The organism is Bradyrhizobium sp. KBS0727, assembly GCF_005937885.2.
In the GTDB taxonomy this organism is placed as follows: Bacteria; Pseudomonadota; Alphaproteobacteria; order Rhizobiales; family Xanthobacteraceae; genus Bradyrhizobium.
Genome location: NZ_CP042176.1, coordinates 656,440 through 674,550, shown reverse-complemented (window position 1 = coordinate 674,550; position 18,111 = coordinate 656,440). Strand labels below are relative to the sequence as shown.

The window sequence follows — 18,111 nt, the reverse complement described above, 5'->3', positions numbered from 1 at the left end:
GTTTTACTCATCTCTGTTTTACTCATCTCTAGGTTCCCCGATGTGCGATTGCACATCTGAGGTTCGCGCCTGACGGCGCGCCCCGGAACGACGGCGCGTATCACAACCCCATCTGCCTTGACGCGAGATCCTTCATGATCTCCTCGGTGCCGCCGCCGATGGCGTTGACCTTGACCTCGCGGTAGATGCGCTCGACCTTGACGCCGCGCATGAAGCCGGCGCCGCCGAAAATCTGCACGGCTTCACTGGCGCAGAACGCCATGGTCTGGGTCGCCTGGTTCTTCATCATGCAGATCTCGGCGACCGGGCTCTCGCCCTGCCCGAGCCGCCACGCCAGCATTTCCAGCATCGCCTGCGACGCCGCCACCTTCTGCGCCATGTCGACCAGCTTGTGACGGATCACCTGGTGCTGCGAAATCGGCTTGCCGAAGGTTTTGCGCTCCTTGGCATAGGCAATGGCTTCCTCGAGGCAGACACGCGCATAGGCCGTGCAGCCCGCCGCCATGCCCATGCGCTCGCTGTTGAAGTTATGCATGATGATCTTGAAGCCCTGGCCTTCCTCGCCGATCAGGTTTTCGACCGGCACCCGGCACTCGTCGAAATGCAAGGTGGCGGTGTCCGACGCCCACCAGCCCATCTTCTTGAGCTTGGTGCGCGACAACCCCGGCGTATCACCTTCGATCAAGAGCATGCTGACCCCGCCCGGCCCCTCGCCGCCGGTGCGCACCGCGACAGTGAGATAATCGGCCCGCATGCCCGAGGTGATAAACGTCTTCTCGCCGCTGACGACATAATGGTCGCCGTCGCGCCGCGCCTTGGTGCGGAGGTTGGCGACATCGGAGCCGCCGCTCGGCTCGGTGATCGCCAGCGCCGAGATTTTCCTGCCGGCCAATACGTCCGGCAGCACCCGCGCCTTCACCTCGGGGCGGGCGGCGCGCGCGATCGGGGGCGAACCGATGGTGTGGCTCATCAGGCTCGAACTGACCCCGCCGGCGCCGGCGCGCGCCAGTTCCTGCGAGGCCACGATCTTCATGAACTGGTCGGCGGGCACGCCGCCAAACTCCTCGGGGAAGCCGAGCCCCAACAGCCCGATCTCGGATGCCTTGGCATAGAGTTCGCGCGGAAACTCGCCGGCCTCATCCCATTCATGGGCATAGGGCTCGATCTCGCGCGAAACAAAGCGGCGCATCACGTCGCGAAACGCTTCGTGCTCCGGCGTGTAGAAGGGGTTTTGTACCCGGCTTCGTTCCAGCATGATTTCCTCCCGAGCATGATCCGGAAAAGTAGGTACCGGTTTTCCCTCGCGACAAACGCCGGGGGGCGTTTGCGCGGAGATCATGCTCCAATATAAAGGTCAGGTTGCCCTGATTTGGCCCGCGCAAACTTGCGTTCAGCGGCTGGACAATCACCTGTGGCCTGCCTAGCCTTCCAAAAAGACAAAATAGCACATACGGTCGTTCACCGGGGAGGATGAAGCATGATCCGATCGAGCCAGTTCGTCCCCGCCGCCGTTTTGTCAGTCACGCTGTCGCTTGCGGCCGGGACGGCGGCCTCGGCCCAGCAGCCCGGCATCACCGATACCGAAATCAAGTTCGGCAATATCATGCCGTATAGCGGGCCGGCGTCGGCGCTCAGCGTCACCGGCAAGGTGTTTGCCGCCTATTTCGACATGATCAACGAAAAGGGCGGCGTCAACGGCCGCAAGCTCAACATGATCTCGCTCGACGACGGCTTCTCGCCGCCGAAGACGGTCGAGGCCACCCGCCGGCTGGTCGAGAACGACAACGTCGCTTTCATGTTCGGAACCATGGGCACCGCGCCCAGCTCGGCGACCGCCAAATATCTCAACGGCGCCAAGGTGCCGCATTTGTTCCTGATCTCCTCCGCCTCGAAATGGAACGAGCCGGCGACGCAGCCCTGGCTGATGGCGCTGCCGTGGGCGCCCAACTATGTCGAGGAAGCCGGCATCGAGGTGCGCTTTGCGCGCGCCAAAAATCCCAATGCGCGCTTTGCGATCCTCTACCAGAACGACGATGCCGGTAAGGACTATCTGCGCGGCGTCAAGGAAGCACTCGGCGCCGACGCCGACAACGCGATCGCGATGGCCTCGAGCTTCGAGGTCGCCGATCCTACGGTGGACTCGCAGATCCTGACGCTCGCCAACACCAAGGCCGACGTCTTCCTGATCTACAGCGTGACCCCGCGCGCCTGCGCGCAGGCGATCCGCAAGGCCTATGAAACCGGCTGGCGGCCGATGCGCTTCATCGCCTCGGGCTGCGCCAACAAGGACACCGTGATGGTGCCGGCCGGGCTCGATGCGTCTCACGGCATCATGTCGGTGGTTTCGCTGAAACCTTATCTGCCCGACTCCAAGGATCCTGGCCTCGTCGCCTACGGCGATTTCATGAAGGCGCGGCTGCCCAATGTCGATCCGGCGAACTTCGCCGCCGGCTACGGCTACATGGTGGCGCAAGCGCTGGTCGTGGTGCTGGAGCAGTGCAAGAACGATCTGAGCCGCGCCAACATCATGGCCCAGGCCGCCAACCTCAAAGGCGTCCCGCTGTCGATGCTGCTGCCCGGCATTACCCTCAACACTTCGCCGACCGACTACCGCCCGATCAAGGACGGCTACATGGTCGAGTTTCGCGACAGCCAGCTCGCCGTGATCAGCGAATTGCTGCACGGCGGGTCGTGACGAGGCTGGCGTGAAAGCAACGCATCATAGTCGGGCCTCCTTGCTCGTCATGCCCGGGCTTGTCCCGGGCATCCACGTCTTAGCTGCATCGGGCCAAGAAAAGACGTGGATGCCCGGACAAGGCCGGGCATGACGGCCTCAATTTAAGGCGCCCACAGGTATTGCCGAAGTCGGACTTCAAGGCGGCCCGGCCAGCTCTTGACTCAAAGGGCCGTACCGTCCACGGGATTAGGTCATCTAAAAAGTAGCCATCCCAGTGGGATCAAAATAGCAAGCGTCAAACTCGCGGCTAACGCTAACCGGCCAACCTTGTGCAATGTAGATATTTGAGACGGGTTGCGATCTGGCTGTCGATCCAACCATCGGCGGAACGCACGTATCGGCCATCCAAAGATAAGGCCGAAAAGGTAGAAGATGCCTGCAAAAATCTCCACGGCGTGCCTGCTGAAGCAATAGAAACGATGAGCGTCTATTCAATGCTAAAGCCCTATTGCAGTGAGAAATTCCAAACCAACTATTAATACGACGCAACCAGATGTAGCAAATCGATTTATGCTTACTTGTTCCGAGCGCGATACAGTCCCCGCCATCGAGCTCACAAAGGACACGCTGATTTGGCTATCGCTTTGACATTCACGGGAACAATTGTTGCTATGCTTGCCGTAAATCTGTTGCGCATTCCCAAGAGCTACCAGCAAGCCCTCCGCATCATTGTTATGATGTGCGGCCTATGGTGTGCCATTAGCTTGCGCCGCGCATTCGGTTAGCGGACATTTCTGAAGCGCCCATTCATTAAGCGGCAATAGGTTCAGACAACAGTCTCGCAGATGAAAGAGCGTTGGTACAACTTAGGGCTGGCCGCGATGGGCATCGCTTTCATTTCTGTAGGTGGGCAGGCTCTATATGAATGGCATGAGACCGGACAAATAGCGTTGCACCGTGGCTTCCATCGCACGGTGGCTTATGCAGCCGACCCATACCTATTCGCGTATGAGTTTGGTGGAAACGTCCTTCTAATAATCCTTGGCCTTGCAGCGTTTGCTGGGGCTATTTACGAAACGCTTTCGCGCTGGGGCCGCCGAAGTCGTTAGGTGCGAGTTCCGCTTTTTGGCACCTTTCTGACCTGCGCACGCGGACCGATTTTGTCACCTCATCGAGCATAAACAGACGTCGCACCGATGCAGGCTTTCGACGTCCGAAAGTGAGCCGGAGCGCACTTCCGCTTTGTTGCACGCCGAGCAGTTTTGACGTCGGAACAACGATCTTGCGCACAGTGCGCCCGGCGGCCCGTTGCATGGCGCCGGCCGATCCGGTGCATCAAGGGATTTTGACTATCGGCGCAGCCCGCTTGGCGATAGTCAGCAAGGGAGAGAGTTCGAAATCTCCCAACGATTTGCGGGAAAAACCATGAAATTCCGGATACGGACGACCTTCGTCGGCGTAGCGCTTTCAGCGGCTATGGTCGTGGGACCTCTGGCGGCCCAGCAGCCGACCGACGCAACACCGGCCTACGGGCCGGAACTAGAAGGGTTCGACTATCCGTATCCACTTCAGCACTTTGCTTTCACGTCGCAGCGGCAGTCGCTGCAGATGGCCTATCTCGACGTCAAGCCGGACCGCCCGAACGGACAGACGGCGGTGCTGTTGCACGGAAAGAATTTTTGCGCCGCCACCTGGGAGCCGACCATCAAGGACCTGGTCGCGGCCGGCTATCGTGTGATCGCGCCGGATCAGATCGGCTTCTGCAAGTCGAGCAAGCCCGCCGCTTACCAGTTCACCTTCAAGCAGCTTGCCGGCAACACCCATGAACTGCTGGCCAGCCTCGGCATCGAAAAGCCGGTTGTGATCGGTCATTCGACCGGAGGCATGCTGGCGGCACATTATTCGCTGATCTATCCGCAGGACGTCAGCCACCTCGTGATGGTCAACCCCGTCGGGCTCGAGGACTGGTCCGCTAAGGGCGTGCCTCCGATCTCGGTCGACCAATGGTACGCGCGTGAGCTGAAGACCAATGCCGATGGAATCCGTGCCTACGAGAAATCGACCTACTATGCGGGCAAATGGGAGGATCGCTACGAACGCGCGGTCCAGATGCTCGCCGGCCTCAACAAAGGTCCGGGCAAGGAAGCCGTCGCCTGGGATTCGGCGCTGATCTACGACATGATCATGACCCAACCCGTGCTGTACCGGTTTCCGGAAATCTCGGTGCCGACCTTGCTCATGATCGGCCAGAAAGACACCACGGCCATTGCCAAGGATTTCGCACCTCCGGAGCTTCGGCCGAAGCTTGGAAATTATCCCGAACTGGGCAAAGCCGCCGCCAAGGCCATTCCCGGCGCGAAGCTCATCGAGTTTCCCGAATTCGGCCACGCGCCGCAAATGACGGACCCCGAAGGTTTTGACAAGGCGCTGATCGCGGGCATCTCCAAATCTTGAGCCTGCAAGGCCTGAACCCAGGCGTATGTTTTCGGCGATACGACGATGCTGGTCGTGGCATTCGTGCATTCGTCAACGGGGCAGGCCGGCATCACCCTCAACACCTCACCGACCGACTACCGTCCGATCAAGGACGGCTATATCGTTGAGTTTCGCGACAGCCAACTCGCCGTGACCCAAAGCGCCATTCCTCCTCAGCATCTCCCGCTTGGATTAGCCTGCTTCTCGCTGTGTACGCGCTACGGCGCCTTCGCGTCCTCTCTCGCCGTCCGATGGACGCATTCAATGAAAAGCTTTGCTGCCGGGCTGCGCGTACGATTCTTGAGGGTTACGATTGCGACAGGCCGCCGCCGCACGGGAATGTTGATTGGAAGGACTTTGAGAGATTCGTCTCTGTTGCCGAAGCCCAGTACCGAGGCTGGAAGCATCGTCACAAATTGTGCGCCCGCCACCAGCCGGAGGCATAAATGAATTGAAAGGGTCGTGATGGGCGCAGGTGGCATTTCGGAGCCGCTGTCGCGAAATACTTTTGGTACGCCTGCGCCATGCATCGTATCCCGCGGCGGCAGTATCCAGCGTTCACCGGCGAGGTCGGCGAGCTTGAGCTTGCGCGACTTCGCCCATTTGCTCTGCCGGCCCGCAATCACCACGGTGTCATCATTGTACACAACTTCCGCCTCGAGGTCGTCCTCGTCGAACGGCGCCGGAATACGGCCGATCAGCAGATCGATGCTGCGCTCGCGCAACTCGCGATAATGTAGCTTGCTCATCACAGTTTGCGCGACGTCGAGTCTGACACGCGGCTGCTCGAGCGAGAAACGTTTGATGACAGCAGGCAAAAAGCCGGCCGCGACGCTCTCGGTGCTGCCGATACGCAGGTCTCCGACGCTCGGGTCGGAGAGAACTGCGAGTTCCTCGACGCCGTGTTTGAGCTCGTCGAAAATCGCTTGGCCGCGCATGACGAGGGCGCGGCCGTAGGCTGTCGGCTCTATGCCGCTGCGACTCCGGTCGAGCAGGCGGAGCCCGAACATATGCTCCATGTCCGCGATCGCTTTCGATACCGCGGGCTGCGATATCGCGAGTTCGGCCGCAGCCTTTGCCATGCTGCCCCGCTGCACCACCGCGAGCAGAATATGCAGGTCTCGCAGCTTGAGATGACGTCCGACGCGATCGACCCACTTCATGGCACGGACCTATCAAAACAGTTATGCAACGATCACATATCAGAATTGGATATGTATGTCTCCACGGCGCATAGTCCGCATGTCACGATCGAACAGGCTTGCGGCTTGCTGGATGTCTGTTGGCTGAACGCCGGACCTGTCGAAGGTTCGGCGGAGAGAGGACCACCATGCGTGACCAACGCCTCAAGTGAGGAGGTGTGACTCGAACGTTGGATTCGAAACCAGGCAGGACCGATCATCATGGTCTCCACCATTTGCTGCAGAGTGGTTGCTACTGCATTATTTATCAGCGCCCTTCTCCCGGTGGCCATGCAGGCGCAAGGGATCAAGGTGACGCTCCTGGGTACCGGTAATCCACCGCCGGTGATGAATCGCTTCGGGCCAAGTACCCTGGTGGAAGCTGGCGGACAGAAATTTCTCTTTGACGCAGGCCGCGGTGCGCTGCAACGCCTCCGCCAGATCGGCATCCGTTGGCAGGACGTGAGTGGTGTATTCCTCACGCACTTGCACTCGGATCACGTGGTCGGATTTCCAGACTTGTGGTTGACCGGGTGGCTTGTTTCTCGACGGGATGTTCCGCTCCAGGTATGGGGCCCAAGAGGAACCAAAAAAATGATGTCATACCTTGAGCAAGCGTACGATTACGACATCCGTATTCGGCCTTACGGCGATCAAATTTCGCCGGACGGTGCCGTCTTGCTCGCCGAAGATATCGGTGAAGGAGTGGTCTACGAGAAGGAGGGCGTGAAGATAACTGCGTTTGAGGTGGACCACACGCCGGTGAAACCGGCATTCGGCTACAGGATCGATCATGCGGGGCGCTCGGTCGTGCTGTCCGGGGATACGCGTATCTCAGAAAATCTCATCCGATACTCCCAGGGCGTGGACGTGTTGGTTCACAACGTGGCCGCGCCCGAAACCCTCCAGCGGGCGGGCTTATCCCCGGAGCGGGCTCAAAGCATTATTGTCCATCACACGACTGCCGAGGAGGCGGGCCAGGTGTTTTCGCGGACAAAGCCTAAATTGGCCGTGTATTCGCACATTGTGCTGCCGACCGCGACCGAGCAGGATCTGATTCCGCCAACGCGAAGGACTTACTCCGGGCCGCTGGAGGTGGGCGAGGACCTAATGGTTATTGAAGTGGGCGAGAACGTAGAGGTTCGGCGGCCTGCCCGCACTTCGCCTTGATCGGACACGATTGGAAGCCGACATTCGAAGCAATCAGGACTGCTCTGGATCCACTTCGGAAGTCAGGCCGCGCACGGCCGATCTGCGCCTGAGCGGCGGCCCTTCAATTTCTGATTTTCCGAAATTGCTCTTGACCGCGACCCCAAATCAACCTTACACCTCCCCCGTCCCGTTCCACTCGGAGGGCGTTTCGCGATCGTCACAGACGCGGGATGGGATGCGGTGGACGCGAAGGTCACGATGACGAGCGTGGCAAGAGCGTACGGCGAAGTCGTGTGGGCCTGACGCCCCGGTGCTGGCGTCAAGTTCAGGAGGAGCAAACGCTCCTCAGGGATGACGGTGGCAAGAAAGCCGGTCACCGGGGCGAACTCGTATAAGCCGTAAAGCCATTGCGCAGGGAAGGCCGGAGGCTTCCGCCAAACCTGTATGCTCGTGTGCGCATTTTTTTGATGCACATTGCACGCGAGACCGCGGGTGCGGCGCGCACCCGGTCTTCCCTGCGCCCTCTCATTGGAGGGGGTAAGGTTTCCTTGCAAAGCTCCGGGCGCATTGCGCCGCGAGAATGCGGAGTCGTATCGATGCGCCGTCATTCCGGGGCGATGCGAAGCATCGAACTAGGATGTGCAATTGCACATCCGAGAATCTCGAGATTCCGGGTCTGGTCCTTCGGACCATCCCGGAATGACGTTGACCCGTCCCCGGCACAACCACTCAACGCAAGACAGGTTTCCAATTCGGCCGCTCCATCCGGCAATATGGGATAGGATCAGTTAAGGATCGGGCGGTGCCAGACCGCTGAACATCAGGAGGAAATCTTGTCCGTTCGCTATTACGACTGGATCGCCCATTTCGGCCGCCGCACGCCGGACAAGACCGCGGTCATCGACCTCGCCAGCCAGCGCCGCCTGTCCTATACAGAATTCGACAGGCGCATCGCGCGGCTCGCCGGCCATCTGCGCGACGCGCTGAAGGTGGAGCGCGGCGACCGGGTCGCGGTGCTGGCGCTGAATACGACCGATACGCTGGAGGTGCAGTTCGCCTGCTTCCGGATCGGCGCCGTGTTCCTACCGCTGAACAACCGCCTCACCGTGCCGGAATTGCAGTTCATCGTCGGCGATGCCTCGCCCAAGGTGATGGTCCACGATACGGATTTGGCGGAAACAGCCCTCACCGTCGCCAAGCTCTGCAACGTCGCGTCGGCGCTGCTGCTCGGGCCCGGCGGCTCCTACGAGGCCGCGATCGCGGCGTCGAAGCCGCTCGAAAACCCTGAGACCGTCACGCTCGATGACATCTCGACCATCATGTACACCTCGGGCACCACCGGCCAGCCCAAGGGCGCGATCATCACTCACGGCATGACGTTCTGGAATTGCGTCAATCTCGGCGGCCCCGCCTATATCTCGCCGTCGACGGTGCTGCTCACGGTGCTGCCGCTGTTTCACACCGGCGGGCTGAATTGCTACACCAATCCGGTGCTGCATTCCGGCGGCACCGTGCTGATCATGCGCACGTTCGATCCCGGCGTGGCGCTGCAACTGATCAGCGATGTGTCAGTCGGCATCAATCAGTTCTTCGGCGTGCCCTCGATCTACCAGTTCATGGCGCAGCATCCTTCGTTCGCGACCGCCGATTTCAGCCGGCTGGTGATCGGCGGCGTCGGCGGCGCGCCGATGCCGGTGCCGCTGTTGAAGGTGTGGGAGGAGCGCGGCGTCGCCCTGCAGCAGGGTTACGGCATGACCGAGACCAGCCCGGCCGTGTTGACGCTCGACAAGGAGGACGCGGTGCGCAAGGCCGGCTCGTCCGGCAAGCCGGTGATGCACACGGAGGTAAGAATCGTTCGCCCCGACGGCTCGGACGCCGGCATCGACGAGCTCGGCGAACTCTGGGTACGCGGCCCGAACGTCACGCCCGGCTACTGGAACCGGCCGGACGCCAACGCGTCATCCTTCACCGACGGCTGGCTGCACACCGGCGACGCCACGCGGGTCGACGCGGAGGGCTTCTACTTCATCGTCGACCGCTGGAAGGACATGTACATTTCGGGCGGCGAGAACGTCTACCCGGCCGAGGTCGAAAGCGTGCTGCATCAAATTCCGGCAGTTGCCGAAGCCGCGGTCATCGGCATCCCGAACGAGCAGTGGGGCGAGGTCGGCATGGCGATCGTGGCTATCCGGCCCGGGCATACCCTTGCCGCCGAGGAAATTCATGCGCATTGTGCCGCCAATCTGGCGCGGTTCAAATGCCCGCGCCTGATCGAGTTCGTGGAGGCCCTGCCGCGCAATGCGACCGGAAAGATCCACAAACCGACGCTGCGCAACAAGTTCGGCGCGCCCAAAGCCACCGATACGGCGAAGGCGATCGCCTCCTGACCGCCGATTTAATAAGAGCACCGCCGCGATTTCGTTAATGCCTCTCAACACAAAGAAACCAGGGAAGAAAATTTCGATGAAGAACAAGAAACTGAAGAACAAGAAACTGTCTTGGCTTGCCGCAGCCGCGGCACTGTCGCTGCTGACCACGCAAAGCGCGCTGGCACAGAAGAAATACGATACCGGCGCCTCCGACACCGAAATCAAGATCGGCAATGTCGAGGCCTATAGCGGCCCGGCTTCGGCCTACGGCGTCATCGGCAAGACCGAGGAAGCCTATTTCAAGATGATCAACGACCAGGGCGGCGTCAACGGCCGCAAGATCAACTGGATCTCCTATGACGACGGCTACAGCCCGCCGAAGACGGTGGAGCAGATCCGTAAATTGATCGAAAGCGACGAGGTTTTCCTGGTGTTCAACGCGCTGGGCACCCCGACCCAGACCGCGGTTCAGAAGTACCACAACGCCAAGAAGATCCCGCAGCTGTTCCTCGCCACCGGCGCCAGCAAGTGGAACGACCCGAAGGACTTTCCCTGGACCATGGGCTTTCAGCCGAGCTACCGCGTCGAGGCCCGGATCTTTGCGAAGTACATCCTGAAGAACAAGCCCGACGGCAAGGTCGCGGTGTTCTACGCCAATGACGATTTCGGCAAGGATTATGTCGCCGGATTGAAGGACGTGTTCGGCGACAAGGCCTCGAGCATCATCGTCGCCGAGGAAAGCTACGAGACCACCGAGCCGTCGATCGATTCCCACATCGTCAAGCTGAAGGGCACCGGCGCCGACGTCTTCGTCAACATCTCGACGCCGAAATTCGCTGCACAGGCGATCAAGAAGATGGCCGAGCTGGAATGGAAGCCGATGCACCTGATGACCGACGTGTCGATCTCGATCGGCGCGGTGATGAAGCCCGCCGGGCTTGAAGCTTCCGAAGGCGTGCTGTCGGCCAGCTATCTGAAGGATGCGTCCGATCCGCAGTGGAAGGACGACGAGGGCATGAAGAAGTTCATGACCTTCATCGACAAGTACATGCCGGGCGCCAACGTCTCCGACTCCAACCTGGTCTATGGCTACGCCGCGGCGCAGACCATGGTGCAGGTGCTGAAGCAGGCCGGTGACAACCTGACCCGGGAGAACGTGATGAAGCAGGCCGCGAGCCTGAAGGATTTTGCGCCGGATACGCTGATCCCCGGCATCAAGGTCAACACCTCGGCCACCGACTTCGCCCCGATCGAACAGCTCAAGATCATGCGGTTCAAGGGCGGCCAGTGGGATCTGTTCGGCGACATCATCAGCGCCGAGACGGGTGGCTAAAAGCAAAAAGCCCGCTGGCATCGCCAGCGGGCTTTTCTATTCAGAAGTCGATCGAAGGATCCCAGTACATCCGTGGGTCTCCGTGATCGATCGCCTTAACCGACGCGGAGGTTTTCCGCGCTGGTTTTGCCGCGCATGCTGTCGACCTTCGCTTCATATGAAAGCTTTTGGCCTTCATTGAGCGAGCTCAGACCTGCACGTTCCACGGCGCTGATGTGGACGAATACGTCGGTTCCGCCGTCGTCGGGCTGGATGAAGCCGAAGCCCTTGGTCGCGTTGAACCACTTAACTGTTCCGGTAGCCATGTAACTATCTCCAAGATGCGCTAATGCGCTTTGCCTACACGACCTCCGTGCAGGCTTGATCCGATTTCATCGATGTCTTGGGAATGGAGCCGATTTCGGCGCGGTCAACAAGGCAGAGCGGTAATTCGAATGACGCTGATATAGTCTATTCCAGCGAAAAAGCAAGGGTGAGGGCACTACCCCGGCAAAAACATCGCAAACGGCTCGTCCAGGGTCCGTCGCAAATGGGTGCGATAGGCCGAATAATTGGCATTATCGGGCGAAATCCGTCCAAATGTCGGATTTGGCATCATATTGGCCGGCAAATACGCAATCGGGGCAGCGATCGGCGTCAGCAGCGAGCCGCGCCCCGCCAGCAATGTCGTGATGATACCGAACATCTCGCCGGAGATGGGGAGCCGCGCGACCGTGATCAGACGATGCTGGCCGTGCCGGTTGGTGACGAGATAGATGTGACCCGACTGGTTCGGCACCGCCACCTCGCCATACTGGGTGTAGGCCGCATCCTGCCGTTCGCTCTCGTGGAACACGAGACACGATGCGGCGGCGTCCCAGCTGATTTCGGTGAGGTAGGCGAAGATCGCATCCTTGTCGCCGAACGACGGACGGATCGTCACATAGGTTCCTTCGATCCAGGCGACCGCGCGGCGCGAATAGGCGCCTAGTCCATCCGATGCGACCTCGCCGTTGACGGCGAGAGATGGTGCCGGCGCCTCCGGCGTCGTGCGCAGGGAAACGCCGAGCGCCTGTTCGAGCCGTACCGTGGTTGCGAGCGTGAACGGACGGCGTCCACCTAGCACCTTCTCGAGCGTCGACAGACTGAGTTTTGCAAGCTCGGCCAGAGACTGCCGCGAGATGCGGCGGCGGGCAATCTCCTCGCGAATCGTGTCCGCAATCTGCCGGCTTTGCTCGGCGGAAAGCTGCTTGTCCGGCGTCGGCATCGTCACCCCTGTTCGGTCGAGCTCAGTGTACCAGACGCACAATCCATCACAAACCCGCACAAATCGGCCGCGGCCGCGGCGCGCCGGGCTGGCCCGCGGCTGAACAAGGCCGATCATTCCGCTCGCGCCAGAGCGCGGCATTCCGCACGCTTTCAAGCGGCGAAATCGCCGTTTGGGAGTGAGCGACATGACGACATGCGATGAGACCGAAACCGACAGCAGCACCGGTGTGCCTGATCTGATGAGGGTGGTGCTGTTCTTTGTGATGCAAGGACTTGCCGTGATCCTGGTCGGGTTCGCGGCATTATTTTTGAGCTTCGAGCCGGTGTGGTCGGCGGCCGGCCAGCCGACGGCTCTCCTCAAGGCGGGCGACGCCCGCTCCGGCTCACTGCTGCTGAAGACCGAGGACGGTTACGCCGACGCCTCGCGGCTCGGCATCGACGTCGATCTCACCGTATCGGGGCCGACGGTGCGCGCCCGCGTCACGCAGATCTTTCGCAACCCGACGCAAAACTGGGTTGAGGCTGTCTACGTCTATCCGCTGCCGTCGGGCGGCGCGGTCGATACGCTGAAGATGGTGATCGGCGACCGCGTCGTGGTCGGCGACATCAAGGAGCGGCAACAGGCCAAGGCCATCTACGAACAGGCCAAGCAGAACGGCCAGAAGGCGGCGCTGACCGAACAGGAGCGGCCGAACATCTTCACCAATTCCGTCGCCAATATCGGCCCCGGCGAGACCGTGCTGGTGCAGATCGAATATCAGGAACCGGTGCAGCAATCCGGCAACGAGTTCTCGCTGCGGGTGCCGATGGTGGTCGGCCCGCGCTACAATCCGGCACCCGTGGTGCAGAGCGTCGACTTCCGGCCCGACGGCGGCGGCTGGGGCGCGGTGAAATCCGATTCCGTTCCGGACCGCGAACGCATTTCGTCCGAAGTGCTCGACCCCGCGACCAACGCGCCCGTCAACCCGACCACCATTACCGTTCACCTCCAGGCCGGCTTTCCGCTCGGCGAGGTCAAGAGCCACCACCACCCGATCAAAACCGAAAAGGCCGACGCCAGCACCAGCATCGTCCGCCTCGCTGAAGGCGCGGTGCCGGCCGATCGCGATTTCGAACTGAGCTGGAAGCCCGCGGCCGAGAAAGCGCCGTCGGTCGGCCTGTTCCGCGAACATGTCGGCGACGCCGATTACCTGCTCGCCTTCGTCACGCCGCCGACGGTCGAGCGGGCCCAGCAAAAGCCGCTGCCGCGCGAGGTGATCTTCGTGATCGACAATTCCGGCTCGATGGGCGGCGTCTCGATCATCCAGGCCAAGGCCAGTCTCATCTACGCGCTCGGTCGCCTGCAGCCCAGCGACCGCTTCAACGTGATCCGGTTCGATCACACCATGGACGTGCTGTTCCCGGCGCCGGTACCGGCCGATCGCGAGCATCTCGGCCAGGCGACCTCGTTTGTCGGCGCGCTGCAGGCCAATGGCGGCACCGAGATGGTGCCGGCGATGCGCGCGGCGCTGTCCGACAACAGCGGCGACGCCAACTATGTCCGTCAGGTCGTGTTCCTGACCGACGGCGCCATCGGCAACGAGCAGCAATTGTTCGAAACCATCAACGCGCTGCGCGGCCGTTCGCGTATCTTCATGGTCGGCATCGGCTCGGCGCCGAACACCTATCTGATGACGCGCGCCGCCGAACTCGGCCGCGGCACCTTCACCCATATCGGCTCGGTCGAGCAGGTCGAGGAGCGGATGCGCGGCCTGTTCGCCAAGCTGGAAAACCCCGCGGTGACCAATCTCACCGCAAAATTCTCCGAGGCCTCAGGCGACATCACGCCGGCGGCGATCCCCGACGTCTATCGCGACGAGCCGCTGGTGCTCGCGGCCAAGCTCGACAAGCTCGCCGGCTCGGTCGAGATCACGGGCCGCATCGGCGACCGTCCCTGGGTCGTCACCCTTCCGCTGGCGAATGCCGCCGAAGGCAAGGGCCTGTCCAAACTATGGGCTCGCCGCAAGATTGCGGATGCCGAGGTCGCACGCACCACGCAGCAGCTGAAGCCCGAAGACGCCGACAAGGCCATCCTCGCGCTGGCACTGCAGCATCAACTGGTGACGCGGCTGACCAGCCTGGTTGCGGTCGACCAAACGCCGAGCCGCCCGACTGGCGAACCGCTGAAGGTTTCGGAACTGCCGATCAACCTGCCCGCCGGCTGGGATTTCGCAAAACTGTTCGGCGAACGCCCGCAGCTTCCGGCAACGCCGACGGAGCGACGCGCCGACAATGGCGACGCGAGGGTTCAGGTCGCAACACTGAAGCGTGCCCAGCCTCCGGTCGTGCAGCCCGCCACGGTCACGCTGCCGAAGACGGCAACCGATGCCGAACTGAAACTGATCGCCGGCTCGATCCTGCTGATGCTCAGCCTGATGCTGTTCGTCTACAACCGGCGTCAGCTGTTCATGCGCTGACGTCACGCGATGGAGGAGGCGCCCCAACCTCCTCCTGAAAAGCGCGCGCGGCCTGCCCGTCCCCCAACGCCGCGCGCGTGAGGTTTTATTCTCGGTGTCATTCCGGGATGGTCCGAAGGACCAGACCCGGAATCTCGAGATTCCGGGTTCGATGCTTCGCATCGCCCCGGAATGACGGAGCACTTCAATGAGCATTCGCATGCCCCGCTTCCTCCCTCTCCTCCTCGCCCTCGCCGGTCTGATCCTGTTCGGCCAGGGCGCCTACATCCACGCCAAGGCGCTGCTTGCCCAGGTGCTGCTGGAGCGCGCCTTCAACACCACCGTTGCTACCGGACACCCCACAAAACCGTGGTCATGGGCGGATACCTGGCCGGTGGCGCGGATCGAGGTGAAGCGGATTCATGCCCGCACCATCGTACTGTCGGGAAGCAGCGGCCAGGCGCTCGCCTTCGGCCCCGGCCATGTCGAACTGACGCCCAATGCCGGCGAACGGGGCGTCGCGGTCTATTCCGCACACCGCGATACGCACTTTGCCTTCCTGAAAAATGTCGCAGTCGGCGACGAGATCGATATCACCAGAAGCGACGGTCGGACGTTCCGTTATCGGGCGGACGCAACTTCCGTCGCGCGCTTTGACGCTTCCGGCATCGATCCCCTCGCCCGCGGACATCAACTGGTGTTGTCGACGTGTTGGCCGTTCGACGCGCTGACACCGGGCCCGGACCGCTATCTGCTGCATGCCACCATGATCGAACCCGGCTCCTGATTTCGCGGGCCTGTCAATGCCGTACGCGTACTGAATTCTCCGCACGCCGGGATATCGTGCGCAGGGCGAATGGCGCTGCCCGTCCAACGCGTGTTGCCACCCTCACCAAGTCTCAATAAAAAGGCTTCAACAAATGAAAATCATGGCGCGGCGACCACCTCGATCGCCACGGCCAAAGGAAACAACGGGTAAGGGAAGTCCATGGCAGTTCAGGCAAGCACCGCGTCGCAAGGAAACGAAAAATGGGCGCCCTCGCCTGACGCCAGCGACATCGTCAAAGGCATCCATGCGATGCTGCACCCGCGTAATATCGTCCTGGTCGGCGCCACCGACAAGCCCGGCAACTATGCCGAGCGCATCTGGAACAACCTGATCAAGTACCAGTACGAAGGCGGGCTGTTTCCGGTCAACGCCAAGCGCGAAACGATCTGGGGCGTGCCTTGCTACAAGGATTTCGCCAGCTTGCCCGAAAAGCCCGACCATGTCGTGGTGCTGGTGCCGGCGCGTTTTGCCGTACAGGTGATCCGCGACGCCGCCGCGGCCGGCGCCCGCTCCGCCACCATCGTCACCTCGGGCTTCAGCGAGTTGCAGGACGACGATAGCCAGCGGCTGGCGGAGGAACTGAAGCAGGCCGTCAAGGAAACCGGCCTTGCCGTCACCGGTCCGAACTGCCTCGGCAACCTGAGCGCCGGCGAAAAGCTGTTCACCAATATCGACGACCGCATCGTGACCATGGAAGCCGGCCCGGTGGCGGTTGCCGGGCAATCCGGCGCGATCGTGATGGCGATCCGCCAGGCGCTGGAAGATCGCGGCGTCGGCGTCGGCTACATGGTCACGACCGGCAACGAGACCGGCCTCGAGACGCCCGACCTGATGGCCTATTTCGCCGCCGATCCGAGCGTACGTGTCATCGTCGTCTATCTCGAAGGCGTACGGAACACCAAGGTGTTCCGCGACGCCTGCAAGGCCGCGCGCAAGGCCGGAAAGCCCGTGATCGCGCTCAAGCTCGGTACCTCCGAAGGTGGCCGCGCCGCCGCGATGGCGCATACCGGCGCGCTCGCTGGCTCGATCGAAACTTTTGACGCGATCTCGACCCGCGAAGGCGTGATCCGCGTGCGTGGGCTCGACGAACTGATCGAGACCACCGAATGCTTCGTGCATGCCGAGCCGCCGAAGAACAATCGCCTCGCCGCCGTATCGCTGTCCGGCGGCAAGCGCGGCCTGCTGATAGATGCGTTCCATTCGGCCGGCCTGAACTTCGCGCCGCTCAGTGCCAACGCCAGCGGGCAACTGGCAAAAATGCTCGGCCCCGGCAGCATCGTCGGCAATCCGCTCGACGCCGGCTTTGCCGCCGTGGTCGATCCCTCCGTGTACATGAATTCGATCAAGATCATGATCGACGATCCCGACACCGATATAGTCATCATCGACGCTGAATTGCCGAAGGCGCCGCACGAGTTGCGCGAACGCAACCTGCGCATCGTCAACGACATGGCCGCAGCGGCCTCCAAGCCCGTGGTCTATATCAGCGCGATGTCGATTGGATTTACCGAATTCACCAAGGGCCTGCGCAAATCGCTGCCGAACATCGCGGTCATGCAGGGGCTGGACCGCGCGGTGGGCGCGATCAAGTCGCTGATCGACTATGCGCAGTTGCGCAAGGAAGTGCCGGATATCAAGTCGAGCTCAAAGGCTTCCGCCCGCGCGATGATGGAAAAGATGCTCAAGAGCGCCAACGGCGCCGCGGCGCTCGACGAGGTCGCGTCGAAGAGGCTGCTTAGGGCTTACGGCATTCCGGTTTCGCAGGAAGAGATCGCGCAAACCGCGGCGGAAGCTGTGAAGATCGCCAAGAAGATCGGCTTCCCGGTGGTGGCAAAGGTGGTCAGCGCCGACATCCTGCACAAGTCGGATATCGGTGGTGTGGTGCTGAACCTCAACAGCGCGGCTGACGTGAAGAAGGCGTTCAACGACATCACGGCACGGGTAAAGAAGCTCAAGGGCAAGCCGAAGCTCGAGGGCATTCTGATTGCCCAGCAGGTCAAGGCCGACCTCGAGCTCGTGGTCGGTGCCTCGCTCGATGCCGAGATGGGGCCGGTGGTGCTGTTCGGCACCGGCGGCGTCGACATCGAATTGATGAAGGACGTCGCCCTCGCCGGCGCGCCGCTGGATGCGGCCGAGGCGAAACAGTTGATCGCCAGGACCAAGGCCGGCGTAAAAATGAAGGGCTATCGCGGCAAGCCGGCGCTGCACGAGGCTTCCGCCGTGAAGGCGCTGGTCGGCCTGTCCAATTTGATGGCTGACGCCGGCAACCGCATCGCCTCGATCGACGTCAATCCGTTCCTGATCAACAGCAAGCTCGGCGTCGCCGTCGACGGCCTGATCGTGCTGAACAACGCCGCCGCGAACAAGGCGGCGGGGCATTAAAATAAGCTCCCTCGCCCCGCCCTTGCGGGG

The 18,111-nt window shown here is 61.7% G+C and carries 12 protein-coding genes; 8 read left to right on the top strand and 4 right to left on the bottom strand.

What is annotated here, in order from left to right:
* Nucleotides 1–100 precede the first annotated feature (100 nt).
* Entirely contained in the window at nucleotides 101–1,255 is a 1,155-nt protein-coding gene (locus FFI89_RS03150; protein WP_138832815.1) for an acyl-CoA dehydrogenase family protein, read from the bottom strand.
* A gap of 222 nt (nucleotides 1,256–1,477) precedes the next feature.
* Here FFI89_RS03150 and FFI89_RS03145 point away from each other — a divergent pair, with 222 nt between their 5' ends.
* Complete coding sequence (locus FFI89_RS03145; protein WP_138832813.1) at nucleotides 1,478–2,695, top strand: ABC transporter substrate-binding protein; 1,218 nt, start codon at nucleotides 1,478–1,480, stop codon at nucleotides 2,693–2,695.
* 1,458 nt (nucleotides 2,696–4,153) lie between these two features.
* Entirely contained in the window at nucleotides 4,154–5,131 is a 978-nt protein-coding gene (locus tag FFI89_RS03140; RefSeq protein ID WP_138836049.1) for an alpha/beta fold hydrolase, read from the top strand.
* Nucleotides 5,132–5,370: 239 nt separating this feature from the next.
* Here FFI89_RS03140 and FFI89_RS03135 read toward each other — a convergent pair whose 3' ends face one another.
* On the bottom strand, nucleotides 5,371–6,315 hold the full coding sequence (locus FFI89_RS03135; protein ID WP_138832811.1) for a LysR family transcriptional regulator: 945 nt from the start codon (nucleotides 6,313–6,315) through the stop codon (nucleotides 5,371–5,373).
* Nucleotides 6,316–6,555: 240 nt separating this feature from the next.
* On the opposite strand from FFI89_RS03135, the gene FFI89_RS03130 reads away from it, so the two are divergent.
* The 3 genes from FFI89_RS03130 (at nucleotide 6,556) to FFI89_RS03120 (ending at nucleotide 11,187) form a co-directional block, all read left to right on the top strand.
* Nucleotides 6,556–7,503: an MBL fold metallo-hydrolase gene (locus FFI89_RS03130; RefSeq protein ID WP_138832809.1), complete on the top strand. Its 948-nt coding sequence runs from the start codon at nucleotides 6,556–6,558 to the stop codon at nucleotides 7,501–7,503.
* Between the two features lie 815 nt (nucleotides 7,504–8,318).
* Nucleotides 8,319–9,872 carry a long-chain fatty acid--CoA ligase gene (locus FFI89_RS03125; RefSeq protein WP_138832807.1) on the top strand — a complete coding sequence of 518 codons (1,554 nt, stop codon included), beginning with the start codon at nucleotides 8,319–8,321 and terminating at the stop codon, nucleotides 9,870–9,872.
* Between the two features lie 76 nt (nucleotides 9,873–9,948).
* Nucleotides 9,949–11,187, top strand: a complete 1,239-nt coding sequence (locus FFI89_RS03120) for an ABC transporter substrate-binding protein (RefSeq protein ID WP_168212763.1) — start codon at nucleotides 9,949–9,951, stop codon at nucleotides 11,185–11,187.
* Between the two features lie 95 nt (nucleotides 11,188–11,282).
* Here FFI89_RS03120 and FFI89_RS03115 read toward each other — a convergent pair whose 3' ends face one another.
* Both FFI89_RS03115 and FFI89_RS03110 read right to left on the bottom strand, forming a co-directional pair.
* Nucleotides 11,283–11,492: a cold-shock protein gene (locus FFI89_RS03115; RefSeq protein WP_138832803.1), complete on the bottom strand. Its 210-nt coding sequence runs from the start codon at nucleotides 11,490–11,492 to the stop codon at nucleotides 11,283–11,285.
* Nucleotides 11,493–11,668: 176 nt separating this feature from the next.
* On the bottom strand, nucleotides 11,669–12,433 hold the full coding sequence (locus tag FFI89_RS03110; protein WP_138832801.1) for a helix-turn-helix transcriptional regulator: 765 nt from the start codon (nucleotides 12,431–12,433) through the stop codon (nucleotides 11,669–11,671).
* Between the two features lie 187 nt (nucleotides 12,434–12,620).
* On the opposite strand from FFI89_RS03110, the gene FFI89_RS03105 reads away from it, so the two are divergent.
* The 3 genes from FFI89_RS03105 (at nucleotide 12,621) to FFI89_RS03095 (ending at nucleotide 18,081) form a co-directional block, all read left to right on the top strand.
* On the top strand, nucleotides 12,621–14,891 hold the full coding sequence (locus tag FFI89_RS03105; RefSeq protein ID WP_138832799.1) for a marine proteobacterial sortase target protein: 2,271 nt from the start codon (nucleotides 12,621–12,623) through the stop codon (nucleotides 14,889–14,891).
* Nucleotides 14,892–15,090: 199 nt separating this feature from the next.
* A complete protein-coding gene (locus FFI89_RS03100) occupies nucleotides 15,091–15,657 on the top strand; it encodes a class GN sortase (protein ID WP_138832797.1) in 567 nt (188 codons plus the stop codon).
* Between the two features lie 201 nt (nucleotides 15,658–15,858).
* The gene (locus tag FFI89_RS03095) at nucleotides 15,859–18,081 is read left to right on the top strand and encodes an acetate--CoA ligase family protein (RefSeq protein ID WP_138832795.1); all 2,223 of its coding nucleotides are present in this window, start codon (nucleotides 15,859–15,861) and stop codon (nucleotides 18,079–18,081) included.
* Nucleotides 18,082–18,111: the final 30 nt, after the last annotated feature.

Excerpts from the sequence above, each read along its gene's own strand:
- FFI89_RS03135 (WP_138832811.1), bottom strand. The coding sequence starts at position 6,315 with ATGAAGTGGGTCGATCGCGTCGGACGTCATCTCAAGCTGCGAGACCTG.
- FFI89_RS03110 (WP_138832801.1), bottom strand. The coding sequence starts at position 12,433 with ATGCCGACGCCGGACAAGCAGCTTTCCGCCGAGCAAAGCCGGCAGATT.
- FFI89_RS03130 (WP_138832809.1), top strand. The coding sequence starts at position 6,556 with ATGGTCTCCACCATTTGCTGCAGAGTGGTTGCTACTGCATTATTTATC.
- FFI89_RS03150 (WP_138832815.1), bottom strand. The coding sequence starts at position 1,255 with ATGCTGGAACGAAGCCGGGTACAAAACCCCTTCTACACGCCGGAGCAC.
- FFI89_RS03095 (WP_138832795.1), top strand. The coding sequence starts at position 15,859 with ATGGCAGTTCAGGCAAGCACCGCGTCGCAAGGAAACGAAAAATGGGCG.
- FFI89_RS03100 (WP_138832797.1), top strand. The coding sequence starts at position 15,091 with ATGCCCCGCTTCCTCCCTCTCCTCCTCGCCCTCGCCGGTCTGATCCTG.
- FFI89_RS03120 (WP_168212763.1), top strand. The coding sequence starts at position 9,949 with ATGAAGAACAAGAAACTGAAGAACAAGAAACTGTCTTGGCTTGCCGCA.
- FFI89_RS03145 (WP_138832813.1), top strand. The coding sequence starts at position 1,478 with ATGATCCGATCGAGCCAGTTCGTCCCCGCCGCCGTTTTGTCAGTCACG.
- FFI89_RS03105 (WP_138832799.1), top strand. The coding sequence starts at position 12,621 with ATGACGACATGCGATGAGACCGAAACCGACAGCAGCACCGGTGTGCCT.
- FFI89_RS03115 (WP_138832803.1), bottom strand. The coding sequence starts at position 11,492 with ATGGCTACCGGAACAGTTAAGTGGTTCAACGCGACCAAGGGCTTCGGC.
- FFI89_RS03140 (WP_138836049.1), top strand. The coding sequence starts at position 4,154 with ATGGTCGTGGGACCTCTGGCGGCCCAGCAGCCGACCGACGCAACACCG.